This is a genomic window from Microbulbifer litoralis, from assembly GCF_023634065.1.
Lineage (GTDB): Bacteria > Pseudomonadota > Gammaproteobacteria > Pseudomonadales > Cellvibrionaceae > Microbulbifer > Microbulbifer litoralis.
Genome location: NZ_JALKCV010000006.1, coordinates 64,887 through 80,448 on the forward strand (window position 1 = coordinate 64,887; position 15,562 = coordinate 80,448).

Consider the following 15,562-nt stretch of genomic DNA (forward strand, 5'->3'; position numbering starts at 1 on the left):
ATTGGTCACCGATCAAATTTCGAGCAGTAATTTCACCTTGGCCGCCAGCTCCCCGCGATCCGCTGCCTGGCTGATCAAGGCATCGGCGCCCGCATCCAGCCAGCGTTGCTGGTCCCGCTCCCCGACCGGCGCCACCACCAGCACACCGACATTGGCGAAGTCACTGTTGGAGCGCAGGTGGTCGAGAATCTGGAACCCGGTGACGCCCACCAGGTTGGCGTCCATCAGCAACAGCGCCGGCTTGCAACCGGCCATCAGCGTACCGGCAACAAACGCGTCGCCGGCAATCTCCACCTCGCAGCCCTCCTGCTGCAGTGCCTGGCGAGCGGCGCCGGTCAGTTCCGGGTCACCGGCCAGCATCAGTACCTTGCGGCTGGCGCCGGCCAGCTCGGTGGGCACCGGCATGGCGTTGTCGCGCAGAAAGCCGACAAAATCCTCCACACAGATTCGGTGATCGCCGCGCCCGGGCAGCTTGTAAGCCTTGAGCTGGCCCCGCTCGATCCAGCGGATCACTGTACGGAAATTGACCCCGCAATACCTCGCGGCCTCCCCGGTGGTCAATACATGCAGTTCATTCATCTTATTATTTCCCCCAAACATCCTGCGATTGGCAACGGTACTCACACAGGCATTCTCAAAATCCACCTCTGCGTCCAAAACGCCGATAATGGCAGCTTTACGCGAATTTATCCTGTTTTTTCGAAGCACCCTTATAAATTATGCTGCCGAAGACTGCAAAGTCAGTCTTAAACTCGGCCCCTTGTAAGAGTATGACGAACGGCGATCAAAGGTCCTCAAAAATATCTCGAAAGATAGAGTTGACAGTTAAGACAGGTCAAATAGAATGGTCAACACTGAATGGTGAATGGTTATTCCCAACGCGAATACCCTAAGACCCTGGGCCCCCTTGTATTTTCGGGGCCTTTTTTTTATCTTGCCGAAATCCCTGTTTCACCTTTCCTCTATCTACCGCGGCCGTGCAAAACGGTGAGCGGCGCCGGAATCAACGGACTTATGGCAGTAGAGCGCGCACCCCGGCAAACCGCCCCTGTCCCTGTGGGGCCGATCCCGTGAAAATCTACCTGGTCGGCGGCGCCGTCCGCGACAAACTGCTGAAACGACCCGTGCACGAACGCGACTGGGTTGTCGTCGGCGCCGATGCCGCACAGATGGAAAGCCTCGGCTACCGCCCGGTGGGCAAGGATTTCCCCGTATTCCTGCATCCCGACACGGGCGATGAATACGCCCTGGCCCGCACCGAACGCAAGAGCGGTCATGGCTACGGCGGCTTTACCGTCTACGCGGAGCCCGATGTCAGCCTGGAACAGGACCTGCTGCGCCGCGACCTCACCATCAACGCCATGGCCGAGAGCGATAACGGCGAACTGATCGACCCCTACAACGGCCGCGCCGACCTGGAAGCCCGCCTGCTGCGCCACGTCTCCCCGGCCTTTGCCGAGGATCCGCTGCGCGTCCTGCGCGTGGCCCGCTTCGCCGCGCGCTATCACCACCTGGGCTTTGCCATCGCCGACGAGACTATGACGCTGATGCGGCAGATGGTGGATGCGGGGGAAGTGGCGCACCTGGTACCGGAGCGGGTCTGGAAGGAGGTCAGCCGCGCGCTGACCGAGCCGGACCCGGATATTTTTATCCGCACACTGCGCGACTCCGGTGCACTGAAGGTGCTGCTGCCGGAAGTGGATCGCCTGTTCGGCGTGCCGCAGCCGCCGGCGCACCACCCCGAGGTCGATACCGGAGTCCATGTGCTGATGGCCCTGCGCGCCGCACCGCCGGAACTGCCGGTGCGCTTCGCGACGCTGCTGCACGACCTGGGCAAGGGCATCACCCCCGAGGAAATACTGCCCAGCCACCGCGGCCACGAAGTCGCCGGCCTGCCGCTGGTGCGCGATGTCTGCAAGCGCTGGCGCGCGCCCAAACAGCTGACCGCGCTGGCCACCGGCGTCTGCGAATACCACCTGCACTGCCACAAGGCCTTCGAGCTGCGCCCACAGACACTGATGAAAGTGTTGCGCGCACTGGACGCACTGCGCCGCCCGGAGCGCTTCGAGGATTTTCTCAAGGCCTGCGAAGCGGACGCCCGCGGCCGCGCCGGACTGCAGGATCGCGACTACCCGCAGGTGGACTACCTGCGCGCCGTGCGCGAAGCCGCCGCCGGCGTCTCCGCCGAGGCGCTGATGGCAGAGGGCTACGAGGGCGCCGAACTGGGCCGGGCCCTGGACCGCGCCCGTATCCGGGCGATTGCCGCGGTAAAGAATCAATACCTTGAGAACAGCGCCCCCGGGAACAACGGCGATGCGTAACGCCCTGATCACCGGCGCCGCCGCCCGCCTCGGCCGCGCCATCGCCCGCGACCTGCACCGGGATCACCGCATCGTCGTGCACTACCGCCATTCCGGCCAAGCCGCGCGGGAACTCGTCGACGAATTGAACGCCATCCGCCCGGACTCCGCCGCCGCGCTGCAGAGCGACCTGGGCGCGGTCGCGGATTGCGAACGGCTGGCCCGCGAGGCAACCGGACTCTGGGGCGGCATACAGGTGCTGGTCAACAACGCCTCCGCCTTCTACCCGACGCCCATCGGCGAGGCGGACGAAAAAGCCTGGGATGAACTGCTCGGCAGCAACCTCAAGACGCCTTTCTTCCTCAGCCAGGCGCTGGCGCCGAGCCTGGCGGAAGGCGGCGGCTGTATCGTCAATATGGCCGATATCCACGCCGAGCGCCCGATGCCCGGGCACACGCTCTACTGCGCCGCCAAGGCCGGCCTGGTCATGCTGACCAAGAGCCTGGCGCTGGAGCTGGCACCAACGGTGCGGGTCAACGCCGTGGCGCCGGGCGCAATCCTGTGGCCGGAGCAGGAAGAGGTCGACCCCGATACACAGCGGGATATCCTGGCGCGCATCCCGCTGGCCCGCACCGGCACCGAGGCCGATATAGCCCGCACAGTGCGCTTCCTGGCTGCGGATCCCTCCTATATCAACGGGCAGGTGATCGCGGTGGACGGCGGGCGCAACCTCAATATCTGACGCTTCAGCCTACCTACCACCGGCAGGATCCGCCGCAAAGTGCGCCAGAATCCAGCGTTTGAGCGCGATAGCCTCCGGACCCAGGTTCGCATCGCGGCGGTGGGCGAGAAACAGGTGCCGGCGCGCCGGCAGAGCCACCGCCACCGGCATCACCAGTGCGCCCCGCTCCAGTGCCGGCCCGGCCAGCATGCGGTCGGTCAGCAACAGGCCGAGCCCTCCCTCCGCCGCCTGGTGCGACAGGATGGCCTGGTCGAAATAGAGGTTATCCACCGGTGTCCCCCGCAACCCGGCACAGCGAAACATGCGCTGCCAGTCCTGGTGCAGGTGATCGTGAATCAGGGTGCAGCCATCCAGGTTGCCCGACCGCAGCGACGGATGCCGGCGCAGGTAATCCGGGCTGCAGGCGACGACCACCTCCAGTCGCGCCAGGCAGGTGCAATCGAGCCGCCGATCTTGCCCGGGCAGGAAGCGGATCGCCAGGTCGTGGTCCGAGCCATCCAGTGGCGACAGCATCGAAGAGGCGTGCACCTGCAGTTCGATACCGGGGTTCCAGCGGCGAAAATCCGCCAGCGCCGGCCCGAAACTGATCATCGCAAAACTCGGTGGCAGCGTGATACGCACGACCCCCGACCGGTTGACGCGCTGCATCGACTGGCTGATATCCAGCACCTCCGACAGCAGCGGATAAACGCGCCGGTAAAAGATGCCGCCCGCCTCGGTCAGATGCACCTGCCGCGCATTGCGCGCGAACAGCTGCAGCCCCATCCACTGTTCCAGAGACCTGATCTGCTGGCTGACCGCACCGGGGGTTACCGACAGTTCCTCGGCGGCGCGTTTGAAGTTCTGGTGTCCGGCGGCGATGCAGAAATAGTGCAGCGCCTTCAGTGGCGGCGGGTTCATGGCTTAGATTTTCTATTCAGCATGGCAAGAAAATATCGTTTGCCGGCTTCTACCAGCATTCGCAGAATAGAGAAATTAGCCCTCCACGTAAAAACCCGCAAAAAAGGAAGTATCGATGCAAGCACCTCGCCTGCCCTCCTCCGCCTGGCTCACCATCGCCGCGGGCTCCTGCCTGCTGATGCTGGCGTTCGGTTTCCGCGCCAGTTTCGGCCTGTTTGTCGGCCCCATCTCGGAAGCCAACCAGTGGGGGCGCGACCTGATCGGACTGGCGCTGGCGATACAGAACCTGGCCTGGGGCCTGATCGCAGTGCTGGCCGGCGGCCTGGCGGACCGCTTCGGCAACCGCCCCGTGCTGGTGGCCGGCGCGCTGCTGTATGCGCTGGGGCTGTGGATGACATCCGGCGTGGAATCGGTCTGGTCGCTGCAGATGGGCGCGGGCCTGCTGGTGGGCGCCGGTATCGCCGGTACCGGCTTCGGTATCGTGCTGCCGCTGATGGCCAGGTCCGTCAGCGAGGAGAACCGGCAGTGGGTGCTCGGCGTCGGCACCGCGGCCGGCTCCCTGGGCCAGTTCCTGATCGCACCGCTGGCGCAGCAGTTTATCCACTGGTTCGGCTGGAGCGGCGCCCTGAATGTCATGGCACTGATGGCGCTGGCCATGGTGCTGCTGGTCATGCCGCTGGCGCAGCGGCTGAAGCCGGCGGCAGCGGGTGGCAACACTGACGACGAGCCCTTCGTCGCAGTAGTCGAGCGCGCCCGCGGCCACCTCTCCTACTGGCTGCTGACGGTCGGCTTTTTCGTCTGCGGTTTTCACCTCGCCTTTATCACAGTGCACTTTCCCGGCTACCTGACGGACAACGGCTTCGAGCCGGATGTGGCCGCCTGGTCCATCGCCCTGATCGGCCTGTGCAATGTGGTCGGGGCCATGGTGTCCGGCTACCTCTCCGGGCGCCTGTCGATGAAGCGGGTGCTGATGTTCATCTACCTGGTCCGCGGCGCGGTGACCGTGGCGCTGTTATTGCTGCCGCTGTCACTGGCCTCGGTGCTCACCTTCAGTTGCCTGACCGGCTTCCTGTGGCTGGCGACGGTACCGCCCACCACGGGCCTGGTGGCCACCATGTTCGGCACCCGCTATATGGCCACGCTGTACGGCGTGGTGTTCCTGGGGCATCAACTGGGCAGTTTCACCGGCGTCTGGCTGGGGGGCTGGATTTACGAGCGCACCGGTAGCTACGACGGCGTCTGGTGGACGGGTGTGGCGCTGAGCCTGGTGGCGGTGGCACTGCACTGGCCGATCCGGGAGAAGCGGGTGGCAATGCCGCAGCCAGTCGCGGCCTGAGCCGACTGGAGAGAAACTGGACTGGAAAGAAACTGGAGAGAGTGCAACTCAGCCGGTCGACTCCAGCGGCCGGCCCTCCTCGTCCACGAACAGCACATCCCGGACACCCAGCGCCTCTCCCGCGGCGCTTCGCACCGCCAGCGGCGCAATGGCCTCGCCGCTGCTCCGCTCCACCAGCTGCATATCGTCCCGGTTGCCATTCCAGCGCTCGCTCCACTGGCGCAGGGCGACCACCACGGTAAACAGGTCGCGCCCCTTGTCCGTCAGCCGGTACTCGTAGCGGGTACCGTGCTCGCCCACGTCGACGCGGGCCAGTACCCCGTTGTCCACCAGCCGGGACAGGCGGTCACAGAGGATATTCCTGGCGATGCCCAGGCTGTTCTGGAAATCCACGAAGCGCCGCGTTCCCAGCATCGCCTGCTTGATCACCAGCAGGGACCACCAGTCGCCGACTTCGTTGAGCGCGCAGGCCACCGAGCAGTTCAGGTCATCGAATCGTTTGCGTGTCATGGGGACAGTATACGCAAAAGAGGTTGCATCAAGAAACCAAATAAAGTCTCATAACGCAACCAAATACGCCGAAGCAGACGCCCGGCGCCCACGATCCCCGACGACTGCGAGAATTCCGAGAGTTAGAGACATGAGTGATTCCCTGGACAGCCTGCTGCGTCCGTTCGAGCACAAATCCCTGAAACTGCGCAACCGGGTGGCCATGGCCCCCATGACCCGCACCGCCTCTCCGGGCTATGTGGCCAACGACCAGGTGGCCGGCTACTACCGCCGCCGCGCCGAGGGCGAAGTGGGCCTGATCATCACCGAGGGCACCTTTGTCGGCCACAAGGCCGCCAACGGCTACGAGAATGTACCGGCCATCTTCGGCGATCGGGCCCTGGCGGGCTGGAAAAAGGTCGTGGACGAAGTGCACGCCGCCGGTGGCCAGATCGTTCCGCAGCTGTGGCATGTGGGTGCCGTGCGCCGGGAGGGCACAGGGCCGGACAAATCCGTGCCGGGCCACTCGCCTTCCGGCCTGTTCAAACCGGGCAAGGCCAACGGTCACGCCATGAGCAGGGAAGATATCCGCGAGGCGGTGCAGGCGTTTGCGGAGGCGGCCAGGGCCGCGAAAGCAGTGGGTTTCGACGGCGTGGAGATCCACGGCGCCCACGGCTACCTGATCGACCAGTTTTTCTGGGAAGGCACCAACCAGCGCGACGACGAATACGGCGGCTCGATCGAGAAGCGCGGCCGCTTCGCGGTGGAAATCGTCGAGGCCGTGCGCGAGGCGGTCGGCGAGGACTTCACCATCGTGTTCCGGTACTCCCAGTGGAAACAGCAGGACTACGAAGCCCGGCTGGCACAGAACCCGGAAGAGCTGCAGCGCTTCCTGGCGCAGCTAGTCGACGCCGGTGTGGATATTTTCCACGCATCGACGCGGCGCTTCTGGGTACCGGAATTCGAGGGCTCCGACCTGAACCTGGCCGGCTGGACCAGAGAACTGACCGGCAAACCGGTCATTTCCGTCGGCAGCGTGGGCCTGGACGACGACTTTATCGGCGGCAAAAACCAGGGCATGGGCGGCACCGCCAACCCCACCGGCCTGGACGAACTGACCCGGCGCATGGACAACGGCGAGTTCGATATCATCGCCGTCGGCCGCGCCTTGCTGCAGGATCCGAACTGGCTGGCGAAAGTGCGCACCGGCCGCGAGGACGAAATCACGCCTTTCACCAAAGAGGCGTTGGCGAGCCTGAGCTGAGGCTCTCCGGACAACAAAAGCGGCCGCCCCCGGCCGCTTTTACTTCAATTTCACCGGCAACTTGTCACAATGCTCCGGCGAGCAGACAGAAGAAGAACAGCGCCGGTGAATCCCCTCAAGATACTGCTGATCGAAGACAACCCCACCCTCGCCCGCCAGACCGGCGAGTTCCTGCAGGCCCACGGCTGGCAGATCGACTTTGCCCACAACGGCCGTCTCGGCCAGCAGCTGGCACTGGAACAGGTCTACGACCTGGTGATCCTGGACCTGGGCCTGCCGGATATCGACGGCCTGGAAGTCTGCCAGCGGATCAAGGAGCGGGCGCCGGTCAATATGCCGGTGCTGATGCTGACCGCCAGGGATGCCTTCACTGACAAGGCACAGGGTTTCGAAAGCGGCACCGACGACTACCTGTGCAAACCCTTCGACCCGCGGGAGCTGGCCCTCCGCTGCAAAGCGCTGACGCGGCGCAACCGGCTGTACCAGAGCGACCGCGTCTGTGTCGGCGAGCTGACCATCCATCGCCGCGGGCACTGCGCCGAGAGAGCCGGGCAGCGCCTGCACCTGACAGCCATCGGCTTCCGCATACTGACACTGCTGGCCGAGGCCCATCCGGAGCCGCTGAGCCGCTCGGCAATCACGCACCATATCTGGGGCGACGATCCGCCGGAAACCGACGCGCTGAAATCCCATATCTACAGCCTGCGCCAGGCCCTGGACAGACCCTTCCCGTCCGCAATGCTCAAGACCATCACCAGCCTCGGTTACCAGTTGGAGGCACCCGATGCGGATCGATAACAGCCTGCAGCGGCGCGTCTTCGCCACCTTCGGCGCCTTTACCCTATTGCTTTGCCTCATCTATACAGCCATCTGCGCCCTCGCAGCCTACGTCATTGAAGACCAACTGCTGGACAACCTGCTCGCCGATGAAGCCAGCCATATCGCGCGGCAGTATCGCGCCAGCGGGGAATTGCCGTCGCCGCGACTTCCCTATATCCGACTCTACTCCGACAGCAATCCGGCGCCCGCCGATATCCGCAGCGCCCTGCCCGCAGGCGCAGACAGGGCCGAGTGGTTCAGCGATACCGATCGACACTTCCACCTGCGCAGATTACACCTGGACGACCGGACTTCGCCGATACTGGCCGCCGAGGTGAGCCGGCTGCTGACTGTCTCGCACCAGGCCGGCGGCCTGCTGTGGCTGGTTTTTTTCGCGTTGCTGGCCACTTCCGCCATGGCCCTGTGGGCCGCCTATCGAATCTCATCCCGCACCATCGCACCGGTGATCGCACTGGCCGGAGAAGTCGAGAGCCAGCAGACAGGTGGCGCACCGCTCTCCCTCAGTGCTACCGGCACCCACGATGAAATCGGTTTTCTTGCGCGGACCCTGGAGACCACGTTCAACCAGCTCAAACTCGCCCTGCAGCGCGAGTCCGAATTTACCCGCGACGCCAGCCACGAACTGCGCACCGCGATCAGCATCACCAGGAACACCCTGGCACTCTCCCGGCAGCGGGAACTGTCACAACGCGAAAAGAATGAGCTCCACAACACGGTGGAGGGAATGGAACACACCGTCTCGGCACTGCTGGCGCTGGCCAGGGCCGAATCCATAGAGAGGCAGCCGCTGGAACTCCGGCCACTGCTGGAGGAGCGCATACTCGCCCAGCACCGCAGGATTGCAGAAATGCAGTTCCGGGTTCGGCTGGACCTGGCGGACCAGTATCGCACCTGCGGCAACCGCCACCTCGCCGCGCTGCTGATCGACAATCTGCTCAACAATGCCATGCGTCACGCGGCGCATCCCGAGCTGCATATCTATGCCGCTGGGGAAACCCTGGTTTTTGAAAACCCTGTCGCGGAAACCTTTGATACGGACAGATCTTTTCTCCCGAGACAAAAAGGCAAGCAGAGTGACGGCCTCGGCCAGGGGCTGTTCCTGGTCAGGAGAATACTGGCAGCGTTGGAGTGGGACTCGAGCGTCGACTGTGCCGACGGATTTTTCCGGTGCGTCATCAAACCGGCAAACTCCACAGTCTGAGCCGAAATCCCCGCATTTTCACCCGCACTTTACCGACCGCCACTCAAGGTGGCTCCTGCCAAACAGGAGAATCACACCATGGTAAAGAAACTGCTACTTGTCTTTTCAATTCTTGTTTTATCACTGGCCGGCACCGGCCTGTGGCTGAAGGGCCTGATTCCACCGCCGCAGAATCACCAGCTTCTGGCCCGGACCCTGCCCACCGACCTGGGTTACCTGCAGCAGAGGCCAACCGAAAACCGCGGCAAGATACTCGCGGTGGTCACCAGTGCCGACACCATGGGCAGCGGCGGGAACCCTACCGGCTATGAGCTGACGGAACTGTCCCGCCCCTACTATGTATTTACCGCCAACGGCTTCCAGGTAGAGATCGCCAGCCCCGCCGGCGGAAGACCCGGGGCCGTGATTGATAAGGACGATATGGGTCCCTTCGACTACGCCTTCCTCAACGACCCCGAGGCGCAACGCAAAGTCGACAACAGCACCCCGGTGGAGCGGGTTTCAGCGGCAGACTATCGGGGCGTATTCTTTGTCGGTGGCAAGGGCGCCATGTACGACTTCCCCGACAACCCGGCCATACAGCGCCTGGTTCGCGATTTCTACAGCGACGGCAAACTGATCGGTGCCGTGTGCCACGGGCCCGCAGCGCTGGCCAATGTCGCGCTGGAAAACGGCGAGCCGCTGGTGGCCGGCCGCCGGGTGACGGGCTTTACCAACGAGGAGGAACTGTTTCTGATTCCCGATGCACGGCAAGTGTTTCCGTTTTTACTGGAGGACGGCTTGCGCAACAGCGGCGCAATTTTCGAGCCGGGCCCGGCCTATCTGGCGCAGGTCAGCATCGACGGCCAATTGCTGACCGGACAGAACCCCTGGTCAACCTGGCCACTGGCCGAAGCGATGGTGGCAGCACTGGGCTATCAACCCGTTCCGCGGGCTATCACACCGGCGGAAAACACCGTTGAGATACTGCTGGCCTATGAGCGACAGGGAATAGCGACGGCCGCGGAAAGGCTGCGCCAGATTGTCGCGCAGAAGGGTGACAGGGTCGACCGGCGCCTGCTGGCAATGCACGGTGTGGTGGCCGCGATGCGCGGCGAGTTTCGGAAGTCTGTGGATATTGTGCGACTGGCAGCACAGGCCAGGCGCTACGACTAGTGGTCCATGCGGAAAGTTTGGTGACTAAGGAGCACAGCCAAAGTGTTCAGGTCAAGGCGAGAAAGCGCTGGAATAGCAGCGTTATTTCAAACTTTCTCAACGCAGAGCTGGACGATTTGGCGAAGCGAACTGTTACCTAACTTTGCGAGCGGCCCACTAGGGCCAGTCAAATTCCACCGGCCACAGCTTCTGTTTCGACTTGTCGTACTCGGCCCACATCTGCGCAAAGGTCTGGCCAGTGAGCGGGTGCCGGTGCTGCGGTGCCAGCTCCGCCAGCGGCTGCAATACAAAAGCATTTTTCTGTATTTCGCCGCGCGGCAGTTTGACACCGTCGATGGTGCCGGTGAGGTCGTCGTAGGTGAGGATATCGATATCCAGGGTGCGGGCACTGAACTTGGGGCCGGCGCGCAGGCGGCCGTTGGCGTCTTCGATGCCGCGCAGGAACAGCGCCAGCCGCCCCACCGGCAGGTCGGTGTGAATACCCACCACCAGGTTGTAGAAATCGTCGCCGTCGAAACCCACCGCCTCGCTCTCGAACACCCGCGATACCCGCAGCGTGCCGAACTCCGCCGCCAGTGCATCGAGGCCGGAGCGGATATGGCGCTCGCGATCGATATTGCTGCCGAGACTCAGGAACACCTCTGCCACGATCACACTCCGTTCGGCGCGGACGCGACAGCGGACGCCGGGCGTGCGCCCGCAGCGGGCAAAGAGCCGCGCTCGATGATGACCCCCACATCCCGGGAGCCGCGCACGGCGCCGGGCTTGGACAGGCGCAGGCGCAGCCAGCCGACGTTGAACTCGTCGCGCACGATGGCCGCGGCCTGTTCCGCCATGGTCTCCACCAGCAGGAACTCGCTGCCCTCGATAAACGCGATCAGTCGCTTGGCCACGGCCTTGTAGTTGAGCGTGTGCGCGATATCGTCCGTGCGCGCGGCCTCGCTGATATCGAATGCCATTTCCAGGTCCAGGCTGACAGTCTGGCGCACTTCGCGCTCCCAGTCGTAGATACCGATGATGGTATCCACCTTCAGGTCCCTTATATAGACAATGTCCATGGGTTGGCTGAGACTCCCCTTCAACTCTTGTTTAACTGCGTCATCGGCCAGCGCGGCCTGACTTCTATATCCAGATCGGCGCGCTCGCCCGCTTTCAGGCGCAGGCTGCCGGCGTAGGCGATCATGGCGCCGTTGTCGGTGCAGAACTCGTGGCGCGGATAATAGACACCGGCACCTTCTTGCCGCAGTTTTTCTTCCAGCCGCGCGCGCAGGACCCTGTTCGCGGACACTCCTCCCGCCACCACCAGGGTCTTGTGGCCCGACGCCTTGATCGCGCGACGACATTTGATCACCAGGGTGTCGACCACCGCGTCTTGGAAAGCCGCGGCGATATCGGCGCAGGTCTGTTCATCCGGCAGCCCGTCTTCCTGCGCGTGCGCGCGCACCGTGGTCAGGGTGTAGGTCTTGAGGCCGGAAAAACTGAAATCCAGCCCGGGCCTGTCGGTCATTGGCCGCGGGAAGGTAAAGCGCGCCGGGTCGCCCTTTTCCGCCAGCGCCGCCAGGCGCGGGCCGCCGGGGTAATCGAGGTCCAGCATCTTGGCGGCCTTGTCGAAGGCCTCGCCGGCGGCGTCGTCGAGGGACTCGCCCATCAGCTGGTAATCGCCCAGGCCGCGTACCTCCACCAGCTGCGTGTGACCGCCGGAGACCAGCAGCGCCACGAACGGAAAGGCGGGCGGATTCTCCTCCAGCATCGGTGCCAGCAGGTGACCCTCCATATGGTGGATCGCCACCGCCGGGATGCCCCAGCCGTAGGCCAGTGCGCGGCCGGCGCAGGCACCCACCATCAGGGCGCCGATCAGGCCCGGGCCGGCAGTATAGGCAACACCGTCCAGATCATCGGGGCCGGTACCCGTCTCGCCCATGATCCGGCGGACCAGCGGCAGCAGTTTGCGCACATGGTCGCGACTGGCCAGTTCCGGCACTACACCGCCGTAATCCGCGTGCAGGCCCACCTGACTGAACAGGGCGTGACCGAGCAGTCCTTTTTCGCTGTCGTAGATGGCGACGCCAGTTTCATCGCAGGAGGTTTCGATACCCAGAATTCGCACTTGGTCTCTTCACTCGTGGCTGTCTGAAAAGGCGCCTATCATACTGGAAAACAGGGTTGCGATCCCGCCGGGGAGTGTTTAGAATTTGCGCCCTCGCTGTGAACCGGCCGCCGGATAGCAGCTATCGAGCAACTGCCGGAATGGCCGAAGAAACGAATTTTACAGGTAAACGAATGCCCTCAGTACGAATCAAAGACAACGAACCGTTCGATATCGCCCTGCGCCGCTTCAAGCGCTCCTGTGAGAAAGCCGGTGTACTGTCTGAAGTACGTCGCCGCGAGCACTACGAGAAGCCGACCGCCGTTCGCAAGCGCAAAGCTGCCGCGGCCGTGAAGCGTCACGCCAAGAAGCTGCAGCGCGAAAACCGCAAGTTCCAGCGTCTGTACTGATCGACTGCAGGCGCTACCGATTCGGCTTCCCACGGCTGGAAGCGCCCTGAGAGCGTAGCGTCACTGCAGGGGCCAGAGCCCACAGCGGTTACCGAAACGGCGTGCGAGCCCGACTCGCGCGCCGTTTTTGCGTTCTGCGGCGCGGCATTCTCCACTGCCGGCGGACGCGCTATTCTATGTCTTTCTTCCTGATAACAACCCAAAACCGGGATCGCGCACTATGAGTACTCTCAAGGAAAGCCTGACCCAGGCCACCAAAGACGCCATGAAAGCCCGCGACAAGGAGCGCCTGGCGACCCTGCGGCTGGTCAACGCCGAAATCAAGAAAGTGGAAGTGGACGAACGCATCGAGCTGGATGACGCCCGCATCCTCGCCCTGCTGGACAAGATGACCAAGCAGCGCCGCGACTCCATCGCCCAGTACGAGAAGGCCGGTCGCGCCGAACTGGCCGCGGTTGAGCAGGCCGAAATCGACGTAATCCAGGAATTCCTGCCGGAACAACTGTCCGAGGGCGAAATCGCCGAGATCGTCGCCGCCGCAGTGAAGGAAACCGGCGCCAGCGGCATGGCGGATATGGGCAAGGTCATGGCCCAGGTGAAGCCGCAGGTCCAGGGCCGCGCCGATATGGGCGCCGTCAGTAAACTGGTCAAGGCCCAACTGGGTTAAACGCGAGCCCGAACAGCACTCTATGGCCGGCAAGATCCCCCAGCACTTTATCGACGATCTGCTCGCACGGGCGGATGTCGTCGAGCTGATCGACAGCCGCGTCAAACTGCGCAAGACGGGGAAAAACTATTCCGCCTGTTGCCCGTTTCACGATGAGAAAACCCCATCGTTTACCGTCAGCCCGGACAAACAGTTCTACTACTGCTTCGGCTGCGGCGCCAGCGGTACGGCCCTCGGCTTCCTGATGGAATACGACCGCCTGGGGTTTCCCGAGGCGGTGGAAAAGCTGGCCGGCTCCCTGGGCCTGGAAGTGCCGCGGGAACAGCTGGCACCGGGCGTGGAAAAGCGCCGCCAGGAGAGCCAGTCGCTCTACCAGCTGACCGAGAAGGCCGCCGACTACTACCGACAGCAACTGCGCGCACACCCCGCCGCCGGGCCCGCCATTGCCTACCTGCGCAACCGCGGCCTGTCCGGCGAAATCGCGCGGGATTTCGGTATCGGCCTGGCGCCGCCGGGCTGGGACAACCTGCTGAATGAACTGGGCGACACGGCACAGAAAGCCGACCAGCTGGAACAGGCCGGCCTCGCCATCCGCCGCGGCGACAGCGACGGCAACACCTCCACAACAACCGGCTCCGGCCGGCGCCACCACTACGACCGCTTCCGCAACCGGATCATGTTCCCGATCCGCGACCGGCGCGGCCGCACCATCGCCTTCGGCGGTCGGGTGCTGGGGGACGACAAGCCCAAGTACCTGAACTCGCCGGAGACCCCGATCTTCCACAAGGGCCGCGAACTCTACGGCCTGTGGGAGGCGCGCCAGGCCAACCGCGAGCTGAAGCGCCTGATTGTGGTGGAAGGCTATATGGACGTGGTGGCACTGGCGCAGTTCGGCATCCGCTGCGCCGTGGCCACGCTCGGCACCGCCTGCGGCGAGGACCATATCCAGCTGGCCTTCCGCCACACCGCGGAGCTGGTGTTCTGCTTCGACGGCGACCAGGCCGGCCGCACCGCCGCCCGCCGCGCGCTGGAGGCCGCGCTGCCGCACATGCAGGACGGCCGCAGCCTGCGCTTCCTGCTGCTGCCGGAGGGCGAGGACCCGGACACCCTGGTACGCCAGCTGGGCGGCGAGCGCTTCGAGCAGATACTGGAAGAGCAGGCGCGCCCGCTGGAAGACTTCCTGTTCGACCTGCTGGGCGAGGACATCAACCTGCAGACCATGGACGGCCGCGCGCGCCTGTCCAAGGCGGCGGCGCCACTGCTCGACCTGTTGCCGGACGGCGTCTACCGGCAACTGATGTTCCAGCAACTGGCGGCGCGCACCGGGCTCGATAAAGAGACACTGCAGGAGGTCATCGGCGCCGAAAAGGCCAAAGCGCGCGCCGCGCAGGCCGCACTACAGCCGCCGGCGCCACGCCCGCCACAGGTGGAGGCAGCGCCGGAGCCCGGCGAGATACCGCCGCCCGACGACCCGCTGCTGCCGGACTTCGAAGCCGCCGCACCGGGGTACGAGCCGGACCGTCACGGGGCCCCGCCGGCGGAGCAGCCGCGCCGGGGCCAGTATCGCCTGCCGGCGGAGCGGATGCTGATTGCACTGGTCCTGCACCACCCGGAACTGGCGGCACAGATCGGGGACCCGGAGCCCTACCGCACCAGCGGCGATCCGGACCTGCAGCTGTTCGGCAGGCTGGTGGAAGTGATCCAGTCGCGCCCCGGCCTGACGATGTTCCAGCTGTTCGGACACTGGCGCGGCAACTTCCGCGACGGCACCCACGAGATCCTCGAGGAACTGGCCAATACACCCCTGGTCAGCGGCGTGCGCCAGCTGGCCCGGGGAGATGCCAAACTGGAATACGACCCGGCGGCCGAATTCGCCGACTGCCTGCAGCGCCTCGAGCGCGCGGCACAGAAACAGCGCAATCGCGGCCTGCTGGCCCAGTTGGGCAACAGCGGCCAGCTGACCGAGGAGCAGCGGGCGCTGCTGGCCAACTGGCAGCGTAAAAACTGACAAGTCACCGGCGCCAGGCCTTGAAAATACAGGGCCCGGCACCATATCCATTCACCCCCGGACGGGGATCGGGTGAGCACAATTCACACAGCACCGACGCTGTCGCTTGACAGCCAGGGTGGTTATTGCTATCGCAGATAAGCTATAATCCCGCGTCTTTGTCC

Annotated in this window: 16 protein-coding genes; 10 read left to right on the top strand and 6 right to left on the bottom strand. The window is 64.3% G+C overall.

The window, feature by feature from the left end:
• Nucleotides 1–12: 12 nt before the first annotated feature.
• Nucleotides 13–579, bottom strand: a complete 567-nt coding sequence (locus tag MWN76_RS10970; protein WP_250461460.1) for a helix-turn-helix domain-containing protein — start codon at nucleotides 577–579, stop codon at nucleotides 13–15.
• Nucleotides 580–1,070: 491 nt separating this feature from the next.
• Here MWN76_RS10970 and MWN76_RS10975 point away from each other — a divergent pair, with 491 nt between their 5' ends.
• Both MWN76_RS10975 and MWN76_RS10980 read left to right on the top strand, forming a co-directional pair.
• A complete protein-coding gene (locus MWN76_RS10975) occupies nucleotides 1,071–2,321 on the top strand; it encodes a multifunctional CCA addition/repair protein (protein WP_250461461.1) in 1,251 nt (416 codons plus the stop codon).
• Entirely contained in the window at nucleotides 2,314–3,042 is a 729-nt protein-coding gene (locus MWN76_RS10980; RefSeq protein WP_250461462.1) for a pteridine reductase, read from the top strand. Before MWN76_RS10975 ends, MWN76_RS10980 begins: the two co-directional genes overlap by 8 nt.
• Nucleotides 3,043–3,051: 9 nt before the next feature.
• On the opposite strand, the gene MWN76_RS10985 is transcribed toward MWN76_RS10980, so the two are convergent.
• Nucleotides 3,052–3,942, bottom strand: a complete 891-nt coding sequence (locus MWN76_RS10985) for a LysR substrate-binding domain-containing protein (RefSeq protein ID WP_250461463.1) — start codon at nucleotides 3,940–3,942, stop codon at nucleotides 3,052–3,054.
• A gap of 115 nt (nucleotides 3,943–4,057) precedes the next feature.
• On the opposite strand from MWN76_RS10985, the gene MWN76_RS10990 reads away from it, so the two are divergent.
• On the top strand, nucleotides 4,058–5,278 hold the full coding sequence (locus tag MWN76_RS10990; protein ID WP_250461464.1) for an MFS transporter: 1,221 nt from the start codon (nucleotides 4,058–4,060) through the stop codon (nucleotides 5,276–5,278).
• A 48-nt stretch (nucleotides 5,279–5,326) separates the two neighbouring features.
• On the opposite strand, the gene MWN76_RS10995 is transcribed toward MWN76_RS10990, so the two are convergent.
• On the bottom strand, nucleotides 5,327–5,788 hold the full coding sequence (locus MWN76_RS10995) for a winged helix-turn-helix transcriptional regulator (protein WP_250461465.1): 462 nt from the start codon (nucleotides 5,786–5,788) through the stop codon (nucleotides 5,327–5,329).
• A gap of 130 nt (nucleotides 5,789–5,918) precedes the next feature.
• On the opposite strand from MWN76_RS10995, the gene MWN76_RS11000 reads away from it, so the two are divergent.
• The 4 genes from MWN76_RS11000 (at nucleotide 5,919) to MWN76_RS11015 (ending at nucleotide 10,227) form a co-directional block, all read left to right on the top strand.
• Nucleotides 5,919–7,031, top strand: a complete 1,113-nt coding sequence (locus MWN76_RS11000; protein ID WP_250461466.1) for an NADH:flavin oxidoreductase — start codon at nucleotides 5,919–5,921, stop codon at nucleotides 7,029–7,031.
• Between the two features lie 105 nt (nucleotides 7,032–7,136).
• The gene (locus MWN76_RS11005) at nucleotides 7,137–7,829 is read left to right on the top strand and encodes a response regulator transcription factor (RefSeq protein ID WP_250461467.1); all 693 of its coding nucleotides are present in this window, start codon (nucleotides 7,137–7,139) and stop codon (nucleotides 7,827–7,829) included.
• Entirely contained in the window at nucleotides 7,816–9,072 is a 1,257-nt protein-coding gene (locus MWN76_RS11010) for a sensor histidine kinase (protein WP_250461468.1), read from the top strand. Before MWN76_RS11005 ends, MWN76_RS11010 begins: the two co-directional genes overlap by 14 nt.
• A 78-nt stretch (nucleotides 9,073–9,150) precedes the next feature.
• Nucleotides 9,151–10,227, top strand: a complete 1,077-nt coding sequence (locus MWN76_RS11015) for a type 1 glutamine amidotransferase domain-containing protein (protein ID WP_250461469.1) — start codon at nucleotides 9,151–9,153, stop codon at nucleotides 10,225–10,227.
• A gap of 156 nt (nucleotides 10,228–10,383) precedes the next feature.
• Here MWN76_RS11015 and folK read toward each other — a convergent pair whose 3' ends face one another.
• From folK to tsaD, 3 genes are read right to left on the bottom strand one after another with little or no spacing between them, the layout of a single operon-like run.
• Nucleotides 10,384–10,875, bottom strand: coding sequence for a 2-amino-4-hydroxy-6-hydroxymethyldihydropteridine diphosphokinase (folK, locus tag MWN76_RS11020; protein ID WP_250461470.1), 492 nt, complete (start codon nucleotides 10,873–10,875; stop codon nucleotides 10,384–10,386).
• 2 nt (nucleotides 10,876–10,877) lie between these two features.
• Entirely contained in the window at nucleotides 10,878–11,285 is a 408-nt protein-coding gene (gene folB, locus MWN76_RS11025) for a dihydroneopterin aldolase (RefSeq protein WP_250461471.1), read from the bottom strand.
• 20 nt (nucleotides 11,286–11,305) lie between these two features.
• Nucleotides 11,306–12,334, bottom strand: coding sequence for a tRNA (adenosine(37)-N6)-threonylcarbamoyltransferase complex transferase subunit TsaD (gene tsaD, locus MWN76_RS11030; protein ID WP_250461472.1), 1,029 nt, complete (start codon nucleotides 12,332–12,334; stop codon nucleotides 11,306–11,308).
• A 173-nt stretch (nucleotides 12,335–12,507) separates the two neighbouring features.
• Here tsaD and rpsU point away from each other — a divergent pair, with 173 nt between their 5' ends.
• From rpsU to dnaG, 3 genes are all read left to right on the top strand, one after another.
• The gene (gene rpsU / locus MWN76_RS11035; protein ID WP_250461473.1) at nucleotides 12,508–12,723 is read left to right on the top strand and encodes a 30S ribosomal protein S21; all 216 of its coding nucleotides are present in this window, start codon (nucleotides 12,508–12,510) and stop codon (nucleotides 12,721–12,723) included.
• Nucleotides 12,724–12,943: 220 nt separating this feature from the next.
• A complete protein-coding gene (locus MWN76_RS11040; RefSeq protein ID WP_250461474.1) occupies nucleotides 12,944–13,390 on the top strand; it encodes a GatB/YqeY domain-containing protein in 447 nt (148 codons plus the stop codon).
• A gap of 22 nt (nucleotides 13,391–13,412) precedes the next feature.
• The gene (gene dnaG / locus MWN76_RS11045) at nucleotides 13,413–15,398 is read left to right on the top strand and encodes a DNA primase (RefSeq protein WP_250461475.1); all 1,986 of its coding nucleotides are present in this window, start codon (nucleotides 13,413–13,415) and stop codon (nucleotides 15,396–15,398) included.
• Nucleotides 15,399–15,562 lie beyond the last annotated feature (164 nt).